The 20,628-nt window shown below is 63.2% G+C and carries 23 protein-coding genes; 11 read left to right on the top strand and 12 right to left on the bottom strand.

Annotated features, from left to right (window positions below):
* Positions 1-23: 23 nt before the first annotated feature.
* Entirely contained in the window at positions 24-1,553 is a 1,530-nt protein-coding gene (locus H292_RS0109990; protein ID WP_020111306.1) for an MFS transporter, read from the bottom strand.
* 52 nt (positions 1,554-1,605) lie between these two features.
* Here H292_RS0109990 and H292_RS26985 point away from each other — a divergent pair, with 52 nt between their 5' ends.
* On the top strand, positions 1,606-2,259 hold the full coding sequence (locus tag H292_RS26985) for a winged helix-turn-helix transcriptional regulator (protein ID WP_020111305.1): 654 nt from the start codon (positions 1,606-1,608) through the stop codon (positions 2,257-2,259).
* Between the two features lie 79 nt (positions 2,260-2,338).
* On the opposite strand, the gene H292_RS0109980 is transcribed toward H292_RS26985, so the two are convergent.
* Together H292_RS0109980 and H292_RS26980 are read right to left on the bottom strand one after the other, a co-directional pair.
* Entirely contained in the window at positions 2,339-3,181 is an 843-nt protein-coding gene (locus H292_RS0109980; RefSeq protein WP_020111304.1) for an SDR family NAD(P)-dependent oxidoreductase, read from the bottom strand.
* Positions 3,178-4,116 (bottom strand): alpha/beta hydrolase, encoded by a 939-nt coding sequence (locus tag H292_RS26980; protein WP_020111303.1) that lies wholly within the window; start codon positions 4,114-4,116, stop codon positions 3,178-3,180. Before H292_RS26980 ends, H292_RS0109980 begins: the two co-directional genes overlap by 4 nt.
* Before the next feature lie 73 nt (positions 4,117-4,189).
* Here H292_RS26980 and H292_RS0109970 point away from each other — a divergent pair, with 73 nt between their 5' ends.
* Positions 4,190-4,816 (top strand): TetR/AcrR family transcriptional regulator, encoded by a 627-nt coding sequence (locus H292_RS0109970; protein ID WP_020111302.1) that lies wholly within the window; start codon positions 4,190-4,192, stop codon positions 4,814-4,816.
* Between the two features lie 51 nt (positions 4,817-4,867).
* Here H292_RS0109970 and H292_RS0109965 read toward each other — a convergent pair whose 3' ends face one another.
* Positions 4,868-5,491, bottom strand: coding sequence for a TetR/AcrR family transcriptional regulator (locus H292_RS0109965; protein WP_020111301.1), 624 nt, complete (start codon positions 5,489-5,491; stop codon positions 4,868-4,870).
* Positions 5,492-5,723: 232 nt separating this feature from the next.
* Between H292_RS0109965 and H292_RS0109960 the strand changes: the two genes are divergently transcribed.
* The 4 genes from H292_RS0109960 (at position 5,724) to H292_RS0109945 (ending at position 10,933) form a co-directional block, all read left to right on the top strand.
* Positions 5,724-7,358: an MFS transporter gene (locus tag H292_RS0109960; protein WP_027498721.1), complete on the top strand. Its 1,635-nt coding sequence runs from the start codon at positions 5,724-5,726 to the stop codon at positions 7,356-7,358.
* Between the two features lie 35 nt (positions 7,359-7,393).
* Entirely contained in the window at positions 7,394-8,395 is a 1,002-nt protein-coding gene (locus H292_RS0109955) for an NAD(P)/FAD-dependent oxidoreductase (RefSeq protein ID WP_020111299.1), read from the top strand.
* A gap of 110 nt (positions 8,396-8,505) precedes the next feature.
* Positions 8,506-9,726, top strand: a complete 1,221-nt coding sequence (locus tag H292_RS0109950; protein WP_020111298.1) for a low temperature requirement protein A — start codon at positions 8,506-8,508, stop codon at positions 9,724-9,726.
* 133 nt (positions 9,727-9,859) lie between these two features.
* The gene (locus H292_RS0109945) at positions 9,860-10,933 is read left to right on the top strand and encodes an alkene reductase (RefSeq protein ID WP_020111297.1); all 1,074 of its coding nucleotides are present in this window, start codon (positions 9,860-9,862) and stop codon (positions 10,931-10,933) included.
* Positions 10,934-11,038: 105 nt separating this feature from the next.
* Here the strand turns inward: H292_RS0109945 and H292_RS0109940 are convergent, their stop codons facing one another.
* The 5 genes from H292_RS0109940 to H292_RS0109920 all read right to left on the bottom strand — a co-directional run bounded on the left by H292_RS0109940 (position 11,039) and on the right by H292_RS0109920 (position 15,115).
* Positions 11,039-12,064, bottom strand: coding sequence for a methionine synthase (locus tag H292_RS0109940; protein WP_027498720.1), 1,026 nt, complete (start codon positions 12,062-12,064; stop codon positions 11,039-11,041).
* Between the two features lie 26 nt (positions 12,065-12,090).
* A complete protein-coding gene (locus tag H292_RS0109935; RefSeq protein WP_020111295.1) occupies positions 12,091-13,062 on the bottom strand; it encodes a putative oxygenase MesX in 972 nt (323 codons plus the stop codon).
* A 231-nt stretch (positions 13,063-13,293) separates the two neighbouring features.
* Positions 13,294-14,247 (bottom strand): LysR family transcriptional regulator, encoded by a 954-nt coding sequence (locus H292_RS0109930; RefSeq protein WP_019663369.1) that lies wholly within the window; start codon positions 14,245-14,247, stop codon positions 13,294-13,296.
* A gap of 176 nt (positions 14,248-14,423) precedes the next feature.
* Positions 14,424-14,714: a winged helix-turn-helix transcriptional regulator gene (locus H292_RS0109925; protein WP_020111294.1), complete on the bottom strand. Its 291-nt coding sequence runs from the start codon at positions 14,712-14,714 to the stop codon at positions 14,424-14,426.
* On the bottom strand, positions 14,711-15,115 hold the full coding sequence (locus H292_RS0109920) for a VOC family protein (RefSeq protein WP_020111293.1): 405 nt from the start codon (positions 15,113-15,115) through the stop codon (positions 14,711-14,713). Before H292_RS0109920 ends, H292_RS0109925 begins: the two co-directional genes overlap by 4 nt.
* A gap of 509 nt (positions 15,116-15,624) precedes the next feature.
* Between H292_RS0109920 and H292_RS28560 the strand changes: the two genes are divergently transcribed.
* Together H292_RS28560 and H292_RS28555 are read left to right on the top strand one after the other, a co-directional pair.
* A complete protein-coding gene (locus H292_RS28560) occupies positions 15,625-15,828 on the top strand; it encodes a hypothetical protein (protein ID WP_020111291.1) in 204 nt (67 codons plus the stop codon).
* A complete protein-coding gene (locus H292_RS28555; protein ID WP_020111290.1) occupies positions 15,829-16,200 on the top strand; it encodes a hypothetical protein in 372 nt (123 codons plus the stop codon). It abuts the gene before it with no gap.
* Between the two features lie 28 nt (positions 16,201-16,228).
* Here the strand turns inward: H292_RS28555 and H292_RS0109905 are convergent, their stop codons facing one another.
* Positions 16,229-17,071 carry an alpha/beta fold hydrolase gene (locus H292_RS0109905; protein WP_020111289.1) on the bottom strand — a complete coding sequence of 281 codons (843 nt, stop codon included), beginning with the start codon at positions 17,069-17,071 and terminating at the stop codon, positions 16,229-16,231.
* Positions 17,058-17,705 carry a TetR/AcrR family transcriptional regulator gene (locus H292_RS0109900; RefSeq protein WP_020111288.1) on the bottom strand — a complete coding sequence of 216 codons (648 nt, stop codon included), beginning with the start codon at positions 17,703-17,705 and terminating at the stop codon, positions 17,058-17,060. Before H292_RS0109900 ends, H292_RS0109905 begins: the two co-directional genes overlap by 14 nt.
* A 108-nt stretch (positions 17,706-17,813) precedes the next feature.
* On the opposite strand from H292_RS0109900, the gene H292_RS0109895 reads away from it, so the two are divergent.
* Both H292_RS0109895 and H292_RS0109890 read left to right on the top strand, forming a co-directional pair.
* Complete coding sequence (locus tag H292_RS0109895; RefSeq protein WP_027498719.1) at positions 17,814-18,872, top strand: aldo/keto reductase; 1,059 nt, start codon at positions 17,814-17,816, stop codon at positions 18,870-18,872.
* Between the two features lie 76 nt (positions 18,873-18,948).
* Complete coding sequence (locus tag H292_RS0109890; RefSeq protein ID WP_027498718.1) at positions 18,949-19,548, top strand: dihydrofolate reductase family protein; 600 nt, start codon at positions 18,949-18,951, stop codon at positions 19,546-19,548.
* A 37-nt stretch (positions 19,549-19,585) separates the two neighbouring features.
* Here H292_RS0109890 and H292_RS0109885 read toward each other — a convergent pair whose 3' ends face one another.
* Complete coding sequence (locus H292_RS0109885; RefSeq protein ID WP_020111285.1) at positions 19,586-20,080, bottom strand: MarR family winged helix-turn-helix transcriptional regulator; 495 nt, start codon at positions 20,078-20,080, stop codon at positions 19,586-19,588.
* A gap of 112 nt (positions 20,081-20,192) precedes the next feature.
* Here H292_RS0109885 and H292_RS0109880 point away from each other — a divergent pair, with 112 nt between their 5' ends.
* Positions 20,193-20,621, top strand: coding sequence for a Rid family hydrolase (locus tag H292_RS0109880; protein WP_020111284.1), 429 nt, complete (start codon positions 20,193-20,195; stop codon positions 20,619-20,621).
* The last annotated feature ends 7 nt before the right edge of the window (positions 20,622-20,628 follow it).

Raw genomic sequence — 20,628 nt, 5'->3', positions numbered from 1 at the left:
AAGTGCACGTGGATGCGCCAAGGCTATTGGGGGCGCGATGGCAGGAATATTGCTGCGATGACGGCGCCGACTGCTGTGACTGTTGCTGCGACGTAGGAGCCTGCGGTGAGGCCGTCGAGAAATGCGGTGTTGGCAGCGGTGGTGATTGCGTCCGCTGTGGACGAATCGCCCGCTGCGCGTATCTGTTCGGAGGCGATGACGGCGCCGCCTATGGAGTCTTGTACGGCGGATGTGGCGTCGTCGGGCAGGTTCGATGCGGTGTCGGTGGCGGTCAGGCCGGAGGTGTACAGCGAGGCGTAGACGCTGCCGATGACCGCGACGCCGAGAGTGCCGCCCACCTCTCTGGTGGCGTCGTTCATGCCGGAGCCGATGCCTGCTTTCTCTTTCGGGACGGCGCCCATGATGGCTTCGGTTGCCGGTGCCGATGTCAGGCCTAGTCCGAGTCCGAGGGGAATCATCTGACCGGCGATTTCGAGGTAGCTGGTGGCGGTGCTGAGCGTGGAGATCCATGCGAAAGCCGAGGTGAACAGGATCAGGCCGACGGAGACGACGATTTTGTTGCCGATGCGCACTGCCAGGACTGTGCCGAGGACGGAGCCGACAGCGATCGATGCTGCGACGGGTATGAACTTCAGGCCCGTCTCCAGTGGACCGTATCCGCGTACGAGTTGGAAGTACTGCGATATGAGGAATATGAAGCCGAACAACGCGAAGTAGGCGAAGGTTACCGACGCGCTTGCGGCGGTGAATCGCATGTTGGCGAAGAGGGTGACGTCGATCATCGGGTCGGTGTGATTGCGTTCCCACAACACGAGAGCGACGAAGAGCGCGGCTGCGAGGGTGAATCCTGCCAATGAGGCGATACTGGCCCAGCCGTGTTCGGGGGCTTCGATGACGGTGTAGACGAGGGTGCCGACCGCGAGCACGGACAGGACGAGGCCGCCGACGTCGATGCGCGGTGTGCTCGGGTCACGAGAGGTCGTCACGATGACGAGCACTGCGGTGATGGCTCCGAGGGCTGCAACGGCAAGCGCCAGGAAGACGCTGCCCCACCAGTAGTGTTCGAGTAGCCAGCCGCCGAGGATCGGTCCACCTGCGACGCCGACTCCGGTTGTTGCGCCCCAGATTCCGATCGCTTTTGCTTTGGCTGCTCGTTCGGTGAAGACGTTCGAGAGGATGGACAGGGTCGTTGGGTAGACGAATGCGGCACCGAGGCCCATCAGAGCTTGCCAGGCGATCAACTGTGCGGCGCTGTCGGCGAACGAGGCCCCTACTGCTCCGCCGCCGAAGATCGACAGGCCGAGGATGAGGGCGCCTTTGCGGCCGTAGCGGTCACTGAGGCTGCCGAATGCGAGGACGAAGGTCGCGAACAGGAGATTGTAGGCATCGACGATCCATTGGAGCTGTCGGTTGTCGGCGCGCAGTTCGAGCGCCAGAGAGGGGAGCGCGACGTTGATGGCGGTTGTGGCGAGGCTGATGGCCAGCGTCGCCGAGCACAGCACGATCAGTACCGGTAGGCGGGAGGGGGCTCGCAGATGCAATGGGTAGGTCACTGCTTGATTATTTCAAGTACAAGGTTCAGAAAGTCAAGTGTAAGCTTCGATCGTGAAGTCCTACGGTGAATTCTGTGCACTCGCTCGAGGTCTCGATGTGGTCGGTGATCGATGGACGATGTTGGTGGTGCGGGAGTTGCTGATCGGGCCGAGCAGATATTCGGACTTGCATCGGTCCCTGCCTGGTATTGCCACGAATTTGCTGGTTCAGCGGCTTCGCAGTTTGGAAGAAGCGGGAATTGTGGTGTCCACCGAGGAGGCGGCGCCGGTGTCGTCGCGGGTCTACTCGTTGACCGAGTGGGGTCGAGGTTTGCAGGCGCCGTTGGTCGAACTCGCCAGGTGGGCGTCGCCGCTCATGTCCGCCGGTGCAGGCGCGGATCACAGCCGCGGTCGCTGGCTGGTGTTCTCGGTCATGGCGCTGTTTCCGAAGCCCGAAGCCCTCCCTGCGAAGAAGCGGTTTCCGACGGTCACTGCGCGCATCGACGCGGACGGTGAAAGCGTGCTTGTGACGTCGGACGTGTCGGGAGTGAACGCGACCGTCACCTGTTCTGGTGCGCCCGCTGACGTCACCGTGACCGGAACGTCGGAACAGGTTTTCGCGACGCTGTCGGGTTCGACCGCGCGGCGCTCGCAGGCTGTGGTGTCTGGACCGGAAACCAAAGTCGGACTGCTACGCCAGCTGACGGCGCTCGCTCTGACGGCATAGCCTGCGTCACCGCGTCGCGTCTCGCGCGGTGTGCACGGCTCTTTCGCTCGCCCCCGATCTTGGCGCGTTGTGCCGGGCTTCATGACGGTGATGCGTGCGAAGCGAGTTCTACTGCTCGTGGGATCACGTTGTGGCGAAACCCGATTCGGTCGGTGATGGGACGGATGAGTCCGGGTATGCGGGCGGCGAGGGCGTTCGAGCGGGTGGGGACGATCATGTCGGATCGATTCTCGATTCCCGTCACCGCGGCGGCGACGACGGTGTCCAGTGGGATCATCTTGAACAGGCCCGCGCGGTTGCCTCCCCACAATGTGGTGGCGACTGGATCCGTTTGCACGGCGTCCATCATCGGTGTCTGGAAGAACGTCGGGTGAAGGCTTCCGACCCCGACGCCATGGTGACGCAGTTCGAGCCGAGTCGCGTCGCACAGCGCCCAGACGCCCGCTTTGCTCGCGACGTACGGGCCGTTCAGTGGCGAGTGGACGAAGGCGGCCATCGAGGAGATCGCCAGTAGATATCCGCGCCGCTCGACGACGTGGGGCAGCGATGCTTTGAACGTTCGCCAGACTCCACTGAGGTTGACGTCGATGATTCGTTCCCACAGGGCAGGGTCCATCGATTCGAGCGGTTGCACAGCGGCGATGCCCGCGTTGGCAATCACAACATCGATTCGCCCGAAATGGCGGGCCGCCGAGCCGATCGCCGACTGGATGCTGTCGAGGTCGGTGACGTCCACGGCCCACCCCCGGGCAACGGACGCCGGGCCGAGAGTGCGAGCTTGTAGGGCTGCCGCGTCGCCGTCCAAATCGAGAAGGGCCAGATTGGCGCCGCGCGAGCGCAGTGCTGTCGCCAGGGCGGAACCGAGTCCGCCGGTGGATCCTGTGATGACGACGGTGCGGCCGGCAAGGTTGTAGTCGATCACGCTCGTGTGCCTTTGGTTTCGGTGTCATTCTTTTCGGTGACAGAAACGTGCCGACCCAGGAAGTCGAGTTGGTCGGCGATGTTGCGCTCGAAATCGGCACCGACGTAGATGTCGAAGTGGCCGGCGTCGTAGAGCTTTATCTCCGCGCGCGGAGAGCGTGCGGCGTACCGCTGGGTCGGGATCGGCGGTGCAACGCTGTCGCGCTCGCAGATGGCGTAGAAGATCGGGCACTTCACCTTGCTCGCACTGCGTCCCGGGAAATGGCGGACGATGTCGAGTCCGAATCGAGCTGCGACGTCTCGGCGTACGTCCATGCCCGGTGGGATCAGCGCAGTGATACCGGCAGCGCTGTCCGGACTGGTCATGAGCGAGGTCGACCCAGGCGGGCCGTAGGTGTCGATCATCACCGGCGGTCGGCCGAACTTGGCCCCGACGGCATCACGCACCGCGCGGCCGGTCACTTTCGCGGCGACAGGGAGGGGGATGGCTCGTGCTGCGGCGAGGCCGTCGGTGAACGGGCACTGAGTGATCACTGCGGCGACATCGGGGTTGCGTGCGGCGGTGACGATGACGTGTCCGCCGCCGAAGGAGGTTCCCCACAACACGATGCAGGCGGGGTCGACGGTGTCCAGGGTGCGCGCGTGGGCGATTGCGGCGTTCCAGTCGCTGAGTTGCGTATCGATGTCGAGAAGTTGCCGCGGCTCGCCGGTGCTTTCACCGAAGTGGCGGTAGTCGAACACGAGGCACAGGTAGCCCATGGCGGTGAACCGTCGAGCGAAAGCGTCGAGTCCCATCTCCTTGATTCCCCCGAGGCCGTGGCCCATCACGATGATCGGACGGCTTCTGCCGCCCTGGTGGGGCTCGTCGGTCGGTGTGTACAGCCAGGCGGCGCACTGGCCGTCGCCGGACGGGAATCGGTCGTCGGTGCGTGTCATAGGCACACAATATGTAAGAGGTTCCAAAAATGGAAGTAGTTACATGAATTGAATGGGCTACAGTTACGCGGTGATGGCCGAAACAGGAACGACGCGCACTCAACGGCGCGCAGCTGCCAACCGCCGGTCGGTGCTCGAGGCCGCACGCAGCATCATCGCTGCTCATGGCGTCGGGGCGCTCACCCTCGAGGCGGTAGCCGAGCAGGCGGATGTCGCTGTACAGACCATCTACAACCGTGTCGGGGGCCGCTCGGCGCTACTCACCGCAGTAGCGGAGGAGGCGCTCGACGAAAGTCGCGTCTACATGGACGCTGCGTACGAATCGGAAGGGACGGTGGAGGAACGCCTCCTGCTTGTCGCCGCCGCCTACGCACGGTTCGCGCGAGAACGTCCTCACGAATTCCGGATTCTGGTCGAACCGCCCGATGAATCCGACGCGGTCGAGCGGATCGCAGCGCTCACCCAGGCTCAGAACGCCCGCCTCGCAGAGGTTCTGAGGGAGGGCGCCCGCTCCGGATCGGTCAGAGCCGACTTGGATCCGGACGACCTCGCCACCACCCTGTGGGCGGCGTTGAACGGTCTGCTCTCGCTCGCCTGGCGACCAGGAAACCTGGGAGCCGATCCCACGACGATCGACAGGCTCCTCGCCGTCTACCTCATGGCCGTTCGCGACGGGCTACGGGATCACGACCCGAGCTAGCAAAGTCCCGACGCACGATCCTTTGCGGCGGCTGTGGCGTACGTGCGCGCCCTACCGGTGTCGAGGGCGGGGCAGTAGCGCGAACGCATTTTCGGCGATCGATGTCATCCGGGCGGGGCTGTGGCCATGTGCGCCAACCACATCGAGTCCGCGGACGATGCTGATCAGAAGGTAGGCGAGGTCGTCGGGGTCCGCGTCGGCGTCGATGTCGCCGTGGCGTTGAGCGGCGCGCACGCATTCGGATACCGCGGTCACCATCGTCGAGAAGCAGGCGTTGGCAACGCGTTCCAGCTCGGGGTTGGAGCTGCCCAGCTCGAGGGCTATTTTGGCGGCGAAGCACGCCGCCGCTGCTCGGTCGGGCGCGGGCGGAACGTCGGCAGCGAGAGGGACGCCGTTGACGGCGCGCAGCAAGAATTGGTGCAGCCGTTCCAGAGCACCGTCGTCCGGTCCGGCGAGCGCCTTGGGGACGAAATGCGCCAGCCGAGCGGAGTATCCGGACAGGGCTTGAAGCAACACGCCGTGCTTGCCGTCGAACGCGGCGTACAAGCTGCCGCGGCCCAGGCCGGTAGCGGCGCTGATGTCGTCGACACTCGTGCCGTTGTAGCCGGTGGTGCGGAACTGACGCTCCGCGGCATTGAGGACGTGTTCTCGGTCGAACGTTCGTGGTCGTGCCATGCCTCGAAGGTAGGCCGCGACCGAGTAATTGACAAGTCAGTACAGAACCGCCTACGTTATGGAACATTGAGTACATAACCGAACGGGACCGACTCGCCCTGGTTTGGGTCCACGGTCCGGCCGACCGCATCGGCCGCTGCACCGGTTCGCGCCCTCATGTGATTCGACCCCCGATACGCACTGTCAACCGACTGGCCCGCAGATTCGGACCCTTCTATCTCAGGAGTAACTGATGCCTTTACTTGCGAGAACACCCGTCACAGATATGTCGACTCCCTACCCGCGGCGGTGGTGGGCTCTGCTGGTGCTGTGTCTCAGTCTGCTGATCACGGTCATGGCGAACACGTCGCTGATCGTCGCCGCCCCCGATCTGACTGCGGATCTGGGCTTGAGCAGTAGCGATCTGCAGTGGGTCGTCGATGGATACACCGTCCCGTACGCGGCGCTCATGCTGGTGCTGGGCTCGATCGGGGACAAATACAGTCGACGTGGTGCGCTGGTGCTGGGGCTGTCGGTGTTCGCCGGTGGTTCGGTTATCGGCAGCATGGTCGACGAGACCACGATGCTGATCGCAGCCCGGGCAATCATGGGTGTCGGAGCCGCTGTCGTGATGCCGGCCACGCTGTCACTGCTGGTAGCGACGTTTCCCCGCGACGAACGAGGTAAGGCCGTCACCGCATGGGCCGCAACATCCGGGGTGGCGGTTGCTGTTGGACCCCTGGTCTCGGGCTGGTTGCTGGAGGACCACGGTTGGGGTTCGACGTTCTTGATCAACGTCCCGATCGCGGTCCTCGCCGTCGTTGCAGCGCTCGTCCTGGTTCCGCCGTCGAAGGCCGAGAACATGGGCCGCATCGACTACGTGGGTGGTCTGCTGTCCATCGTCACCCTCGGTTCCTTGATCTACGGCGCCATCGAGGGTCCGCATTCGGGTTGGGACGCAGGCCCCGTCGCGGCCATCGTCGTTGCCGCTGTCGGTCTGGCGGGGTTCGTTGCCTGGGAGTTGCGTCATCCGCATCCGATGCTGAACGTCCGTAAATTCGCGCTGCGGCCGTTCACCGGTTCGATGCTCGCGGTGCTGGTCTTTTTCTTCGGAATGTTCGCGGTGCTCTACTATTCGACGCAATTTCTGCAGTTCGTCCTCGGTTACGACGCTCTCGCTACGGGCGTACGCCTGCTGCCGTTGGGCGCCGCTGTTTTTCTCGGATCTGCGATCACCGGGAAGTTCACTCCACAGTTGGGGGTCAGGGCGATGGTCGTCGGCGGATTGATCATCGGAACGGCAGGGATGTTCCTGCTCACCAGGATCGACGATGGCTCGACGTATATCGACTTCCTCACTCCGTTGCTGATGCTGGGTTTGGCTCTTGGCGTGAGCATCGCGCCGGCGACCGACACGATCATGGGGACCTTCCCAGAATCCGAGTTGGGCGTCGCAGGAGGTGCCAACGACACAGCGCTCGAACTGGGCGGGGCGCTGGGCATCGCAGTGCTGGGATCGGTGCTGGGCACCGCATATCGCGACGAACTGACCGACCTGGCGGCAGATCGGCTTCCTGCCGAAGCGATGCAGATCGCCAAGGACTCGGTCGGTGGTGGATTGGCGGTCGCAGAGCAGGTCGCGCAGAGTTCCGCTGCCGGACCCGAGACTGCCCGAGCAATCGTCGAGGCCGTCCAACAGTCCTTCGCCTACGCTGTCTCCCACACCAGCCTCATCGGTGGCATCGTCATGGCCACCGGAACAATGATCGTCCTCGCTGCTCTACCGGGCCAACGAACCCTCACGCCCACGAGCGTCGAGCCTCCCGTCGAGAGCGCTGCGACCGCTCGCCCAACCGACCCGACGCCCACCACACCAGTCAGAGGGTGACCCTGGATATGTCGAACAACCGGAGGCAGGAAACCATGACCGCTACGACACCGACTTACCAGAGTGATGCCGTTGCCGAGGAAATCGTCGATGTGGTGGTGATCGGCGGAGGCGCCGCGGGGCTCAACGGAGCACTGATACTCGCTCGTTCCCGGCGCTCGGTCGTCGTGATCGACAGCGGATCCCCGCGCAATGCACCTGCAGCGTCGATGCACGGGTTCATCGTCCTGGACGGAATGGCGCCGCAGGAGATTCTCCGCCGGGGCCGAGAGCAGGTGCGCCAGTACGGCGGCCTCGTCGTCGACGCCGAGGTGATGGCAGCCGAGCCTGCGCCCCCGTCCGCGCGCGGGGACCTGCGGTTCACTGTGACTCTCGCCGACGGTCGAACCATCACTTCCCGTCGCATTCTGATCGCCACCGGACTCACCGACGTGTTGCCGGAATTGCCCGGTCTGGCCGAACACTGGGGCGATAGTGTGCTGCATTGTCCGTACTGCCACGGATGGGAGGTGCGCGATCAGCCCATCGGCATCCTCGCCACCGGTCCGGTATCGATCGTTCACACGTTTCTGTTCCGCCAGCTGACCGAGGACCTGATCTATTTCACCCAGGGCACCGACCTCGACGACGACGACCGTGATCGTTTCGCAGCCCGCGGTATTCGCATCGTCGACACTCCTGTCACCGAGATCGTCGACGACGACAATGGTGCGCTCGCCGGGCTGCGACTGGCCGACGGACAGATCGTGGCCCGGAGTGTGGTGGCCGTACTCGCACAACTGCGAGCCCGCATCCAGGGACTGGAAGGTCTGGGCCTGCCGGTGCATGAACCGCCGAACATAGGTGTCGGTTTCGCCTCCGGCATCGCCGGCGCTACCGAAGTGCCGGGTGTGTGGGTGGCGGGGAACGCCACCGATCTGACTGCCCAGGTCGGTCCCTCGGCGGCGGCCGGTGCACTGGCCGGCGCGGACATCAACAGAATGTTGGCCATCGCCGACACCGATGCTGCCCTGCACGAGAAACGCCGGGAAGCTTGACGACTCGAACGCTGTCTACAGCTTCTCACGGCACAGTTCGAGGCAGTAATGGCGGGATGTGCTCCAACTCTGGTCGAGGTTGAGTTGGACCGAGTGGGGTATGTGTCGGCATGGACGATTACCCCGAAACACACGCGGACGGTGATTCCGGGGCCGACCAATCCACCCCGGTGTTTCAGCCGCCTCGACTTCGAACCAAGGACGATCGTGCCGCAACGCGGCTGGAGCTGTTCTTCGATCTCGCTTATGTGCTGGTTGTTCATCAGCTCGCGATCGGCTTGAAGGACGACCTGGGGTGGCACGGGGTAGCGGTGTTCACCGGACTGTTCGCTGTCACCTGGTGGTCGTGGGTGACGACTACGTTGTACGCCAACAGATTCGACACGAACGACGTTCTCTATCGGGTGCTCAAACTGGCCGCGACGTTCGCGGTCGCGGTGATGGCGGCGAGTGCGACCACGGCCATCGGTGGTAGCGGCACCGTCGCGTTCGGCATCGGATACATCGCGACCCGAGTGCTTCTCGCCGGTCTCTACTTCCGTGCGTGGCGCCATATCGCCGACGTACGGGGCACCATCGATCTCTATCTCGCGGCGACGGTCATCAGCATCGTGATCTGGACGATTTCGCTGTTCATCCCGTCGCCGCTCACCTACGTCCTGTGGGCGGTAGGCATCGCTGTCGAGGCGGCTGCTCCGTTCGCAGCGACCCGGTGGGGTCAGAATGTGCCGCTACACCTCGACCATCTTCCGGAACGCTTCGGACTCTTCGTCATTCTCGTCCTGGGTGAATCGGTTTCGGCCGTCGTGCTCGGGATGCGTGACACTTCGTGGGCCTGGTCGTCATTGTCGGTGGCAGCACTGGGATTCACCATTGCGGCTGCCGTGTGGTGGATGTACTTCGACATCGCCGGTGCGGAAGCCAAGTTCGAGATCCAGGACGACGATCGGGCGGTGGAAAGTGGTCGCGCCGATGGGTATGTCTACGGCCATCTTCCTGTTGCTCTGGGGGTTGCGCTGCTCGGGGTCGGGATTCAGCAGTATGTTCTGCATCCCGTCGGGGAGCTGACCGACGCGGGCCGTTGGATCCTGTGCGGCGGGGTCGTGCTGTTCGTCGTCGGGATCTGTTCCATCCTCGGGTGGAGCTCGGGTGATTGGAAGACTGTGATGCCATGGCCGGGGCTGGCGATCCCCGCCGTCCTGGCGGTGGGCGCCGTGGACAACGCACTCCCGTTCGCATCGGCCGTCGTGCTCGCTGTCGGTGCCATCATCGCCGTGGTCACGGGGATCGTCCGGCGCCAGCGAAGTCCGATCGAGACAACGGAAACCTGACGCGCCGGCAGCGACACGCGACGTCCCGTCGCACACCCCTCGATGGTGACGATCATCTCTGACCGGAATACCTGACTGTTCTCCGACGGTTAGCCGATGTAAGTATCGCCCCCGTCTGGAAAGAGTCGAATCAGTGAAGTTGTTTTCTCCGTTGACGCTAGGTGCCCTCGACCTCGAGAACAGGCTTGTGATGGCTCCGCTCACGCGGGTGCGGTCCGGGCGTGACGGAGTTCCCGGCCCGCTGGTGGTCGAGCACTACCGTCAGCGTTCTTCGCTCGGTCTGATCGTCACCGAAGGCACGTATCCGTCGCACGCGGGTCAGGGATTCCCCGGCCAACCTGGCCTCGTCACGCCCGAGCAGATCGACGGCTGGAAGAATGTCGCCGACGCCGTGCACGCCGAGGGTGGTCTGATCGTTGCTCAGGTCATGCACGCAGGCCGTGTCACGCACGAGGCGACAACAGGCGGCTACGAGGTCGTCGCCCCGAGCGCGATCGCCATCGACGGTGAGACACGGACCTACGACGGGAAGAAGCCGTACCCCGTGCCTCGCGCCCTGACGACCGACGAACTTCCTTCGGTGATCGAGGAATTCGTCCAAGGAGCCAAGAACGCCATCGCAGCAGGATTGGACGGCGTCGAGATTCACTCCGCCAACGGTTACCTGCTGCACGAGTTCCTTTCGCCCGCATCGAATCAGCGTGACGATGCCTACGGCGGCACACCCGAGAACCGCGCGAAGTTCGTCGTGGAGGTCGCGCAAGCGGTCGCCGACGCCATCGGAGCCGACCGCGTCGGAATCCGAATCTCACCCGAGCACAACATCCAGGATGCGCTCGAAACCGACCGCAACGACGTGCACGCGACCTACACCGCCCTGGTGAAGGGGATCGCTCCGCTGGGTCTGGCGTTCCTGAGTGTGCTGCACAAGGATCCGTCGGGTGAGCTCGTCCAGGATCTGCGCCGCACCTTCGGCGGTCCGGTTCTCGTCAACAGTGGATTCGGCGAAATCACCAGCAGGGACGAAGCTCTGTCCCTGGTCGACGACGGATTCGGCGACGCTGTCGTGGTCGGCCGTCCCGCCATCGCCAACCCGGATCTGGCCCGCCGATGGAAGGAAGACCTTCCACTGAACACTCCGGACCAGAGCACCTTCTACTCGGACGGTGCAGAGGGATACACCGACTACCCGGCACTACAACACTGAAACGACCTGGGGGGAGGAGCACCCGTTCCTCCTCCCAGGTTTGCACTGGGACTGGACGTGCCTTGCAACGGATGTGTCGCAAGGTATTCGGGTGCCGTCGCGCCGCTAGGACAGCTCGCGTCGCACGAGGTCGGTCCCGGCGGCGAGAGTGCGTATCTTTTCTCGCGCGACCCGTCGATCGAGAGGCGCCATACCGCAATTGGTGCTCGGATACAGTTTGTCCGCGTCGACGAACGGGAGGGCGCGTCGAAGGGTGGCGGCGACTTCCTCGGGCGTCTCGATGGTGCTACTCGCAACATCGATCGCTCCCAGCATGACTTTCTTGCCCCGAAGCAATTCGATCACGTCGACCGGTACCCGCGAATTGTGGCTCTCCAGCGACACGATGTCGATCGAAGACCGTCGCAGCAGTGGAAACGACTGCTCGTATTGACGCCACTCTGCCCCGAGCGTCGCCTTCCAATCGGTGTTGGCCTTGATGCCGTACCCGTAGCAGATGTGCACGGCAGTCTGGCAGCTCAACCCGTCCGTGGCACGCTCGAGCATCGCCACGCCCCAGTCCTTCAGTTCATCGAAGAACACGTTGAACGCAGGCTCGTCGATCTGGATGATGTCCACGCCTGCCGCTTCCAGGTCCTTCGCTTCCTGATTCAGCGCCGTCGCGAACTCCCATGCAAGCTTTTCGCGGCTCTTGTAGTGGTCGTCGTAGAGTGTGTCGACCATTGTCATCGGACCGGGCAGGGCCCACTTGATCGGCTGGTCGGTTGTCGCTCTGAGGCGGGCGGCGTCGTCGGCGAACACGGGCTTTTCGCGGCTGACTTCGCCGATTACCGTTGGAACACTTGCGTCGTAGCGGTCTCGAATTCGCACGGTCTCGCGTCGATCGAAGTCGACGCCGCTGAGGTGCTCGATGAACGTGGTCACAAAGTGTTGACGGGTTTGTTCACCGTCGCTGACTATGTCGAGCCCGGCTTGCTTTTGTTCGAGCGCCGCAAGGGCTTGGGCGTCGAGTTTCCCTTCGCGCAGTTCGTCGTCTCGCAACTTCCATGGGGACCACAGCTTTCCGGGCTCGGATAGCCAGGAGGGCTTGGGCAGGCTACCGACGATCGAGGTGGGTAGGAGGGTGTTCATCTCTGGTACCTTTCGGTTCTGCGGGCTCAGGCCGTCTGCTCGAAAGCCCACCGTTCGAGAACGGCGCCGTACGGTTCGATGAGATTCACCTCGGTGAACTTTCCTTGGGTGGCTGCGAGGCCGGTGCGCTCGACACGGTCGTAACTCACCTGTGGCAGTGAGTAGTTGCCGTTGTCGAGGCTGGGCCGATATACCTGCGCCGCTGCGGTATTCGAATTGTAGATTTCCGGACGGTAGATCTTCTGAAACGTTTCCATCGTCGCGATCGTTCCTGCAAGCGCGAGTAACGAGTAGTCATTGAGCAAGTCGCCACGGTGGTAGAAGGCAAGTGGAGCGGCGGAACCGCGAGGCATGAAGTATCGCGCGCGGAGCCCCATCTTCTCGAAGTACCGGTCGGTGAGCGACTGCTCGTCCGCCACGTACTCCACCCCGAGAATCGGATGGTGATTGGTAAGACGGCGGTACGTCATGGACGTCGACACACTGATGCAGATGACCGGCGGCTGCGAGAATCGTTCGCGATACTCGTCCGACTCGACGAAACGCTGGAACACCTGCCCGTGCAGGTCGCCGAAGTCGCTGGGAATTCCCGTTGCTCGGTGCCCCGGGAGCCGAACACTGAAATCGTAATCACGAATGTACGAGGAGAAGTTGTTCCCGACGATTCCCTCGGTGCGGGATCCGGTCTCGATGTCGACGATGTCGACATCGAGCACTTCGATCACCGGGAATGCGGATCCATCCCCGGCCGATGCGAGATGCAGGTCGACGGAAACGATGTCGAGGTCGAGGCTGTAGCGGTCACCACGTGGGTTGTCCCAGTGCACCAACTCGTTGACACGGGTATTCATCATCGTCACCGCATTGCGCAGATTCTGTCGGCGACCCTCGCCCCGTGCGAGATTCGCGAAATTCGTCGTACTGCGCGAGCTGGTCGACGGTGTGTAGTCCTCGTCGAAGCGTGTCGTATCGATGCTGAAGGCACAGTCGTTCGTCATTGTGGAGAGTTGCCCCGATCATGTGCGGTAACTACAGCGACGAGGGCGTCGCCGCACGGCTGATTGCTTGGTTCTGTGCAGCACTTCGGCCCACCGCATCCTCGCGCCCCAGATGGACTCTCGGGCCGAGATACTCGAAGATCGGGGGCGCAAAGTGACGCGAAAATGAGTGTAGACAGACCGACCGTCATAGGCTAATTGCTTCGAACGATAGCTGGATATAGCGAATGGCTATCCCAGTAGATCGACTCCGAATCCTGAGACGACGTCGCGCATCTCCAGCACGAATCGCCGGGCCTGAGCGGTCAAGGACACCGAGGCATGACCGATCCAACCGATCTCGATTCGTTCGTCCACGTCCAACGGCACGGCGACGATGGACGGATCGAGATCGTCCGAGACGATGCCGGTAGAGATCGTGTATCCAGCCAGACTGATCATGAGGTTGAAGATGGTCGCCCGATCACTCACCCGGATGTCCTGCTTCGACGAACGGGTGGAGAGGATCTCTTCAGCCAGGTAAAAGGAGTTGTTGGCGCCCTGGTCGAAGGTGAGCCGGGGCAGATCCTCCAGATCGCTCAGCGTCACGCTCGTTCGTTCTGCGAGCGGATTCGTGCGGGCGACGAAAATGTGCGGCGACGCCAGAAACAGCGGCGTGAACACCAGTCCGGCTTCGCGAATCAACTTGTCGATCACGTTTGCGTTGAACTCGTTGCGATACAGCACACCGAGCTCACTTCGCAGTGTGCGAACGTCCTCGATGATGTCCCACGTACGGGTCTCGCGAAGAGTGAACGCATATTCTGCCGCTTCGGATGCCTTCACCATCCGGGCAAAGGCGTCGACGACGAACGAGTAGTGCTGAGTCGACACGGCCAGCAGCCGCCGGGAGGGTCCGCGGCCCAGATAGCGTTGTTCCAAGAGCTCTGCTTGCTCGACCACTTGACGCGCATAGCCTAGGAATTCCGCCCCGTCCTCGGTGAGCGTCACGCCGCGGGTCGAGCGAAGGAAGAGCGTCCGCCCTACGCGATTCTCGATGTCTTTCAATGCGGACGACAGGGTCGGTTGCGCGACGTAGAGAAGGTCGGCCGCGGCACTGATGGATCCCTCGGCGGCCACTTCCACGAAGTACCGCAACTGCTGAAGGGTGATTCCCCGCGCCGTCCCTGCGATGCCACGCGCCATAGCGAGAACTTATCGCATTGGTACACGACGCGGACGCTGGTGCTGGAGTCACGCTGTGTTCGTGTCCGCGGGTTCTCGAAGGCGTCCATCTCGATTGCGATACGCCGCGCGAGTAAGGGTGGACTCGGCAAGTCGAACCTCGCCCGACGACACCGCTGCGAACCCAAACGGCCGACTCATCCTCGGCGTTCTGTGTGCACTGCCCAACGTCCGAGCGCGTCGATCGCTGTGCGCAGGGCATGTCCGCGTTCGGTGAGTGCGTAGGCTCTTGTGTTGTGCTTCAACGGAAGACGGGTCAACACGCCTGCGGCTTCGAGTTCGCGCAGACGGGTCGCGAGCATGTTCGTCGGCGTTCCGAGATCGCGCTGGAGATCGCCGTAGCGTTGCGGCCCGTCGAGCAGTCGCTCCACGATCAGTAAAGCCCACCGAGCGCCGACGACGTCGAGCGCTGCGGCCAGGTCGCTCACGCGGGCGAGTCGACGTCCGGCTTCATCCAGAACGGGGAGTAGTGATAGCCGTCGGGATCGTCGAACTGGCGCTGGTACATGAACGGGTAGTCGTCGGTGTCACCGATTCGACCACCGGCGGCGCCTGCACGTTCGACGAGTTCGTCGACGGCCTCGCGGCTGGCGAGGTCGAAGGAAACGGTGACTTTCGACGGGGTACCCGGCCCGCCGATCAACTCCTCGGTACCTCCCACGCTTGCGTACATCTCGCGGCTGCCGAGCATGACGTACTGCCCGGGTGTGATTGCGAAGCACGAGACGTTGTGGTCGGACATCTCTGCGTTGAGGGTCCAGCCGAGGGCGGTGTAGAAGGTGGTGGCGCGCTCGACGTCGTCGACGGGGCAGGTGATGAACAGGCTCATGCGAGAACACTTGCAAAATGCAAGTGCGCTGTCAAGGGTGCTATCGGCTTCTGCGGTTGCGTCAGAGAGGTGAGCGGGCGGATCCGGCTGAACCGCAGTGCTCGGTCGAGGTGTGCGGGCCGGTGGATCGAGACTCCGATACGCCCGAAGATGCGTTGGCGTCGTCGATGGTGGTCAGATCTCGACCCTGGGTTTCGGGTGTGAAGAACGTCGTCGCTGGGCACGGACAGAAGTCGTGCGTGCGTCGACGTTGCGTGGCGAGTGGGCGGTGACGACTTCGCCGTCTCAGCGCGGACACCGACGACGACGTCACGGCGCTCGCCGAACGGGTCGGCCAGCGGCTCAAACGGTCACCCGAGAAGCGTTCGGGAGGCCCGAGGAACGAGATACCGGGCAGCCGGTAGTGGACGAGTAACGAGACCTTCAATGTTTTCGCCTCCGACGTGCACCAGAGTTCTTCTTGTCGAACAAGTCGCCGGATGACCGGCTCAACTCGAAAGAAGAACACCATGAGCGCAACTCCTCGTCCCGATCTTCAACTCTCGCATGCGGTGGTCACCGCCGACGTCACCGCGCCGCTCGACTTCGTCGATATCGAGCAGTGGCTCAAAACCCTTCCCACGCATGAGTATCAGCGCTGCGCACCCGGGGATCACAAGGCCGCCGGTTGCACCGTCGACGACGACGGCACCCCGATGTCGATCAATGTCTAGATGATCGGCACCGGTCTCGTCATCCAGCAGTATCGTTTCGAGGTCGCCAGCAGGCACTACTGCAAGATGGTCTCGATCTCCGACGTCTTCTCGGCTGCGGGATGGACTACCACTCAAGTGATCTGGGAGCTCGGCATCGAACAACTCGACGGCGACAATCTGCGCTACATCAACACGGTCACCTCGCACCCCACCGAGGAATTCCTCGAGTTCATCACCTCGAGCGGACAGACCTTCGAAGATGCCGCAGCAGCGCGGCAGAAGGCGTCGGGGCAGCACTGCGAACTCGAAACCCCGCACTACGCCCAGAGCATCGCCAACTTCGCCAAGGCTCGCGCGGCTGAAGCCGCCGCGACGGGCAACGCCGGGTAGCACGCACATACGTCGACGGACCCGATCATCAACGGATCCAACCGTCGACGGCCCTGCATACGTCGGCCGAGGACTCGATCGGCGCCAGGTGTCCGACGCCGTCGAGTGTGATCACGGCCGGTTCGCCCGGTAGCGATTGCCGAAGCCGGGTTGCTTGCTCCACCGGTATCCAGGGATCATCGGTGCCCCAGCCGATTCGAGTCCGACAGCGAACTTCCGCCAGCTTGCGGACCAAGGGCTGGGTGTGGTCGGGGCGTAGGGCGGCGATCTGTCGGTAGAACCCGGGCTGTCCGACCTCCCCGAGCCAGGGCCCGGTCAGGGCCTCGAGCCACTCGGAACTCAGCGGCCGCCGGGCAGCACCGGCGATGTATTCGCGCACGAGCGCAGCGTGCAATGGTGCGGGAAGCGCGCCGAACACTTCGGTGTGCTCGGCGACGAGCTTGAAGAATGGCGACCCCCAGGGGTCCAGTGTGACGATGTCCCACAGAAACAACGATGCATAGTCGATGCCATGCAGTACATGTGCACCGAGTGCGACCGCGCCGCCGATGTCGTGGGCGATGACGTGCGGACGGTTCACGCCCCACAGTGACAGCAGCCGAGCCAATCTCGACATCTGGGTGTCGAGATCGACTGCCGCGTCCAGGGTTCCGGACCGGCCGTAGCCTGGCATGTCCCAGAGGTGAACCCGATGATCCCGGCTCAGGTGGTGGGCGACGCCTGCCCATACTGCTGCAGACCACGGCGTCCCATGGCAGATGACCACATCGCCGACGGCTTCTGTCGGCGGTTCGATCACGTACGTCGCGATCGAGACTCCATCCACGACGACTGTCTCGGGTTGCGGCAACGTGCCGTCAGGAGTTTCCACGGGTGTCCTGTTCTCGTCCGCCGAATACGCCCGCGCGTGCCGCTGCTGCTGTTGCTCGCACTGCTCGGTCGGCGTCTGCTGCATCGAGTGGCTTCGTGGTGGTCATGAATTGGTAGTACAGCGGTGCCGACAGATATCGAACGACTTCGTCGGCGTCGGTGTCGGAAGGCAGGTCGCCACGTTCGACGGCGTCGGTCACTGCTGCCGCCCACTCCGACACTCGCGTTCGATAGAAATTCGCCAATGCTTGCTTGGTGTCCGCGTCGTGCGTCGAGGCGGCGATGAGCGCGGAGAAGAGTCTGCCGGTGCGGTGATCGGTCAGGGTTTTCACGACCAGTTCGGCGTTTGCCGACAGGTCGGCAGTGAAATCGCCTGTCCGCGTTGCACTGACCGATCGAGCAGCCATGTCGTCGAGAAGGTCCGACACCAACGCTTGCGGAGATCCCCATCGTCGATACACCGTCGTCTTGCCTACCTTCGCGGCGTCGGCGACGGCGGGGAGCTCGACACCGGCGAACCCGTGCTCGATCAGCGCATCCTCGGTGGCTGCGAGCACTGCGCGGCGCACAAGGGCGGTGCGGCCGCCCGGGCGCGCTGTCGCGGTTGCGGGTTTGCTTTTCGTCGCAACGGTCATGGTGCCCGATCGTACGGCATTGCAGCCACTAACGGTACTGCAGTTCCGTTTTGTTGCGAACCGTTGTATGGTCTTAACGGAAATACAGTCCCGTTAGAAAGGTTCGATATGAGGTATCGACGAGTTGGAAGCTCCGATTTGGTGGTGTCCGAGTACGGTTTCGGCGCCGCCACGTTCGGCGGACGCGGTGATTTCTTCGGAGCGTGGGGGACTACCGGCGTCGACGCCGCCCGTGCACTGATCGATCAGTGCCTCGACGCCGGCGTGAACCTGTTCGACACCGCGGACGTCTACTCGGACGGTGCATCCGAGGAGGTTCTCGGTGCCGCGCTTCGTGGACGACGGGACAAGGTCGTGATCTCCACCAAGGCAGCGCTCCCGACCGGGGACGGTGCCGGCGATTACGGCACCTCGCGTCGGCGACTCGTTCAGGCGGTGGAATCGGCGCTACGCCGACTGGGAACCGATCGGATCGACCTGTTCCAGCTCCACGCCTACGACGCCTCGACGCCGATGGAGGAAGTCGTCGACGTACTCGACGAGCTGGTCCGGAGCGGCAAGATTCTGTACACGGGGGTGTCGAACTTCTCGGGATGGCAGCTGATGAAGATGCTGTCGACCGCCGACGAGCGTGGAGCTGCACGGCCGGTGGCTCACCAGGTGTACTACTCGCTGATCGGTCGGGACTACGAGTGGGAACTGATGCCGCTCGCGGTCGAAGAGCGAGTCGGGGCGATCGTATGGAGCCCATTGGGGTGGGGTCGAATGACTGGACGTGTCCGCCGTGGTGTCCCGCTCCCGTCGTCCAGCAGGCTGCACGCCACCGCCTCTGCCGGGCCGCCGGTCGACGACGAGCGCCTCTACCGCGTCGTCGACGCGCTGGATCGCGTTGCTCACGACACCGCCAAAACCGTTGCGCAAGTGGCCCTGAACTGGCTGAGCGATCGGCACAGTGTCTCCAGCGTGATCATCGGCGCGCGCAACCGGGAACAACTCAACGAGAACCTCGGAGCTGCCGGATGGTCGCTGAGTGCTCCGCATCGCGAGTTGCTCGACAACGTCTCCGACACCGACGCGCCGTACCCCTATTTCCCGTACTACCGGCAGGACGGATTCGCGCGTCTGAATCCACCGCTGTACCCGGCGGTGGCTCGGGATTGCTCCTGAAACGTCGGTACCGACGAATTCCGTGCTGGTTCGAAGTCGGAACTCACGAGAATGTCACCGTGGACGGAGGAACAGTATGAACGCAATGCGACGCACGATAGCCAACGTCTCCCTGACTCTGGATGGACGAATCACCGGCCCCGGGGGTAACGACGATATGGAGTGGGTAATACCCCACGCGTTCAGCGACGCCATTCGGGAATCTTTGGTCGATACCGTTTCCGGGGCCGACGCAGTTCTTGTCGGGCGCACCAATTACGACGGTTTCAGGTCGGTGTGGCCAGCCGTTGCCGAAGACCCGGACGCCGACGACCGGGACCGAGCATTTTCCACGTGGCTCAACGGTGTTCGGAAGATCTTGTTCTCGCACACGGACGCGAATGCGGATTGGACCAACACCGAACGGCGAGAATGCAGCCCGGTCGACGTCGTACGAGAGCTACGCTCCGAACCTAGCGGTGACATACTGATCTTGGCGAGCATCAGCATCATTCACGAGCTGCTCGACGCAGGTGAACTGGACCGACTCGTCGTGTCGTTGATGCCCGAGCTGGTGGGAGGAGGGCGGCGATTCCTCGACCTCGGCGACGTGTCGCGCAGTCGGTGGCGGCTGACCGACCACGCCGTCGGCGACACGGGGGCGATTTCGTTGTGTTACGACCGCGTCGATTGTTGACACCTTCCGAATTCACCGATCTTGGAAGGGTGGCTCGTCAGGCCAAGTCCTCGGGCCTGATTTTCAGTTTTTCCGAAATGCGTGCCAGGGCTTGCTGATCCTCGTCTGTCAGTGGGTCCAGCACGAACTGTCGAACGGCAGCGACGTGTGTCGGGGCTGCGGCGACGACGACGTCGTAGCCTTTCTGGGTCAGTGCGGCCGTGGTGTAACGACCGTCTTCGGGGTCGGGTGAGCGTTCGACCCACCCTTTGTGCTCGAATCGCTTGACCACGTTGGACAAGCGTGACAACGATCCGTTTGCCAGATACGCGAGTTCGCTCATTCGAATTCGCCGATCCTGCGCCTCGGAGATGTGGCTGAGGGTCAGGTAATCGAAGAGAGTCAAGCCCGCCTCCTGCTGGAGTGGTGCCTCGAGCCGTCCGGGCATCAGCAGGACGAGCGAGACAAGGCCGGTCCATGCTTCCTTTTCCGACGCGGTGAGCCACAGCGACTGCTTGCCGTCGCTCTCACCCGAAATCTCCATCTGCGCCATCCGCTCACCATACCGATCGGGCCCCGTCGGCCATTTGACTTCAAGCATGAAGTGATGCACTGTGGAAATTGACTTCAAGATTGAAGTCAATACACACGCGAAAGGTCGAATCGTGACTACACCTCAGTTCTTCGCCACCCCGGGTTACGGAGACACTCAGCTGACGAACATGCACTACAACCAGGCCGTTCGTATCGGCAACCGCGTCGAGATCTCCGGGCAGGGCGGGTGGGACGACGAGTTCAACTTCCCTTCCGATCTCGAGGAAGAGATCGTCGCGGCATTCGACAACGTCGAACGCACATTGCAGCAGGCAGGTGCCACGTGGCGCGACGTCGTGTCGGTCGACTCTTTCCACGTGCCCGAGGTTGCGGGATACATCGGCGAGACCCACGGACGGGTGATGGTGGAGCAGATGCGTCGACGTATGGGCGACCGTGCACCGATCTGGACCGAAATCGGTGTGCAGGCCTTGGGAGCCTACGGAATGCGTGTGGAAATCCGCGTTGCCGCAATCCTGGACGAGGACCCGGCGCGGTGAGCTGATC

It is taken from the genome of Rhodococcus sp. 114MFTsu3.1 (genome assembly GCF_000383555.1).
Taxonomy (GTDB): domain Bacteria; phylum Actinomycetota; class Actinomycetes; order Mycobacteriales; family Mycobacteriaceae; genus Rhodococcoides; species Rhodococcoides fascians_E.
Note: the sequence above shows the minus strand (reverse complement) of the source record. Positions and strands in the feature narration are given on the sequence as shown.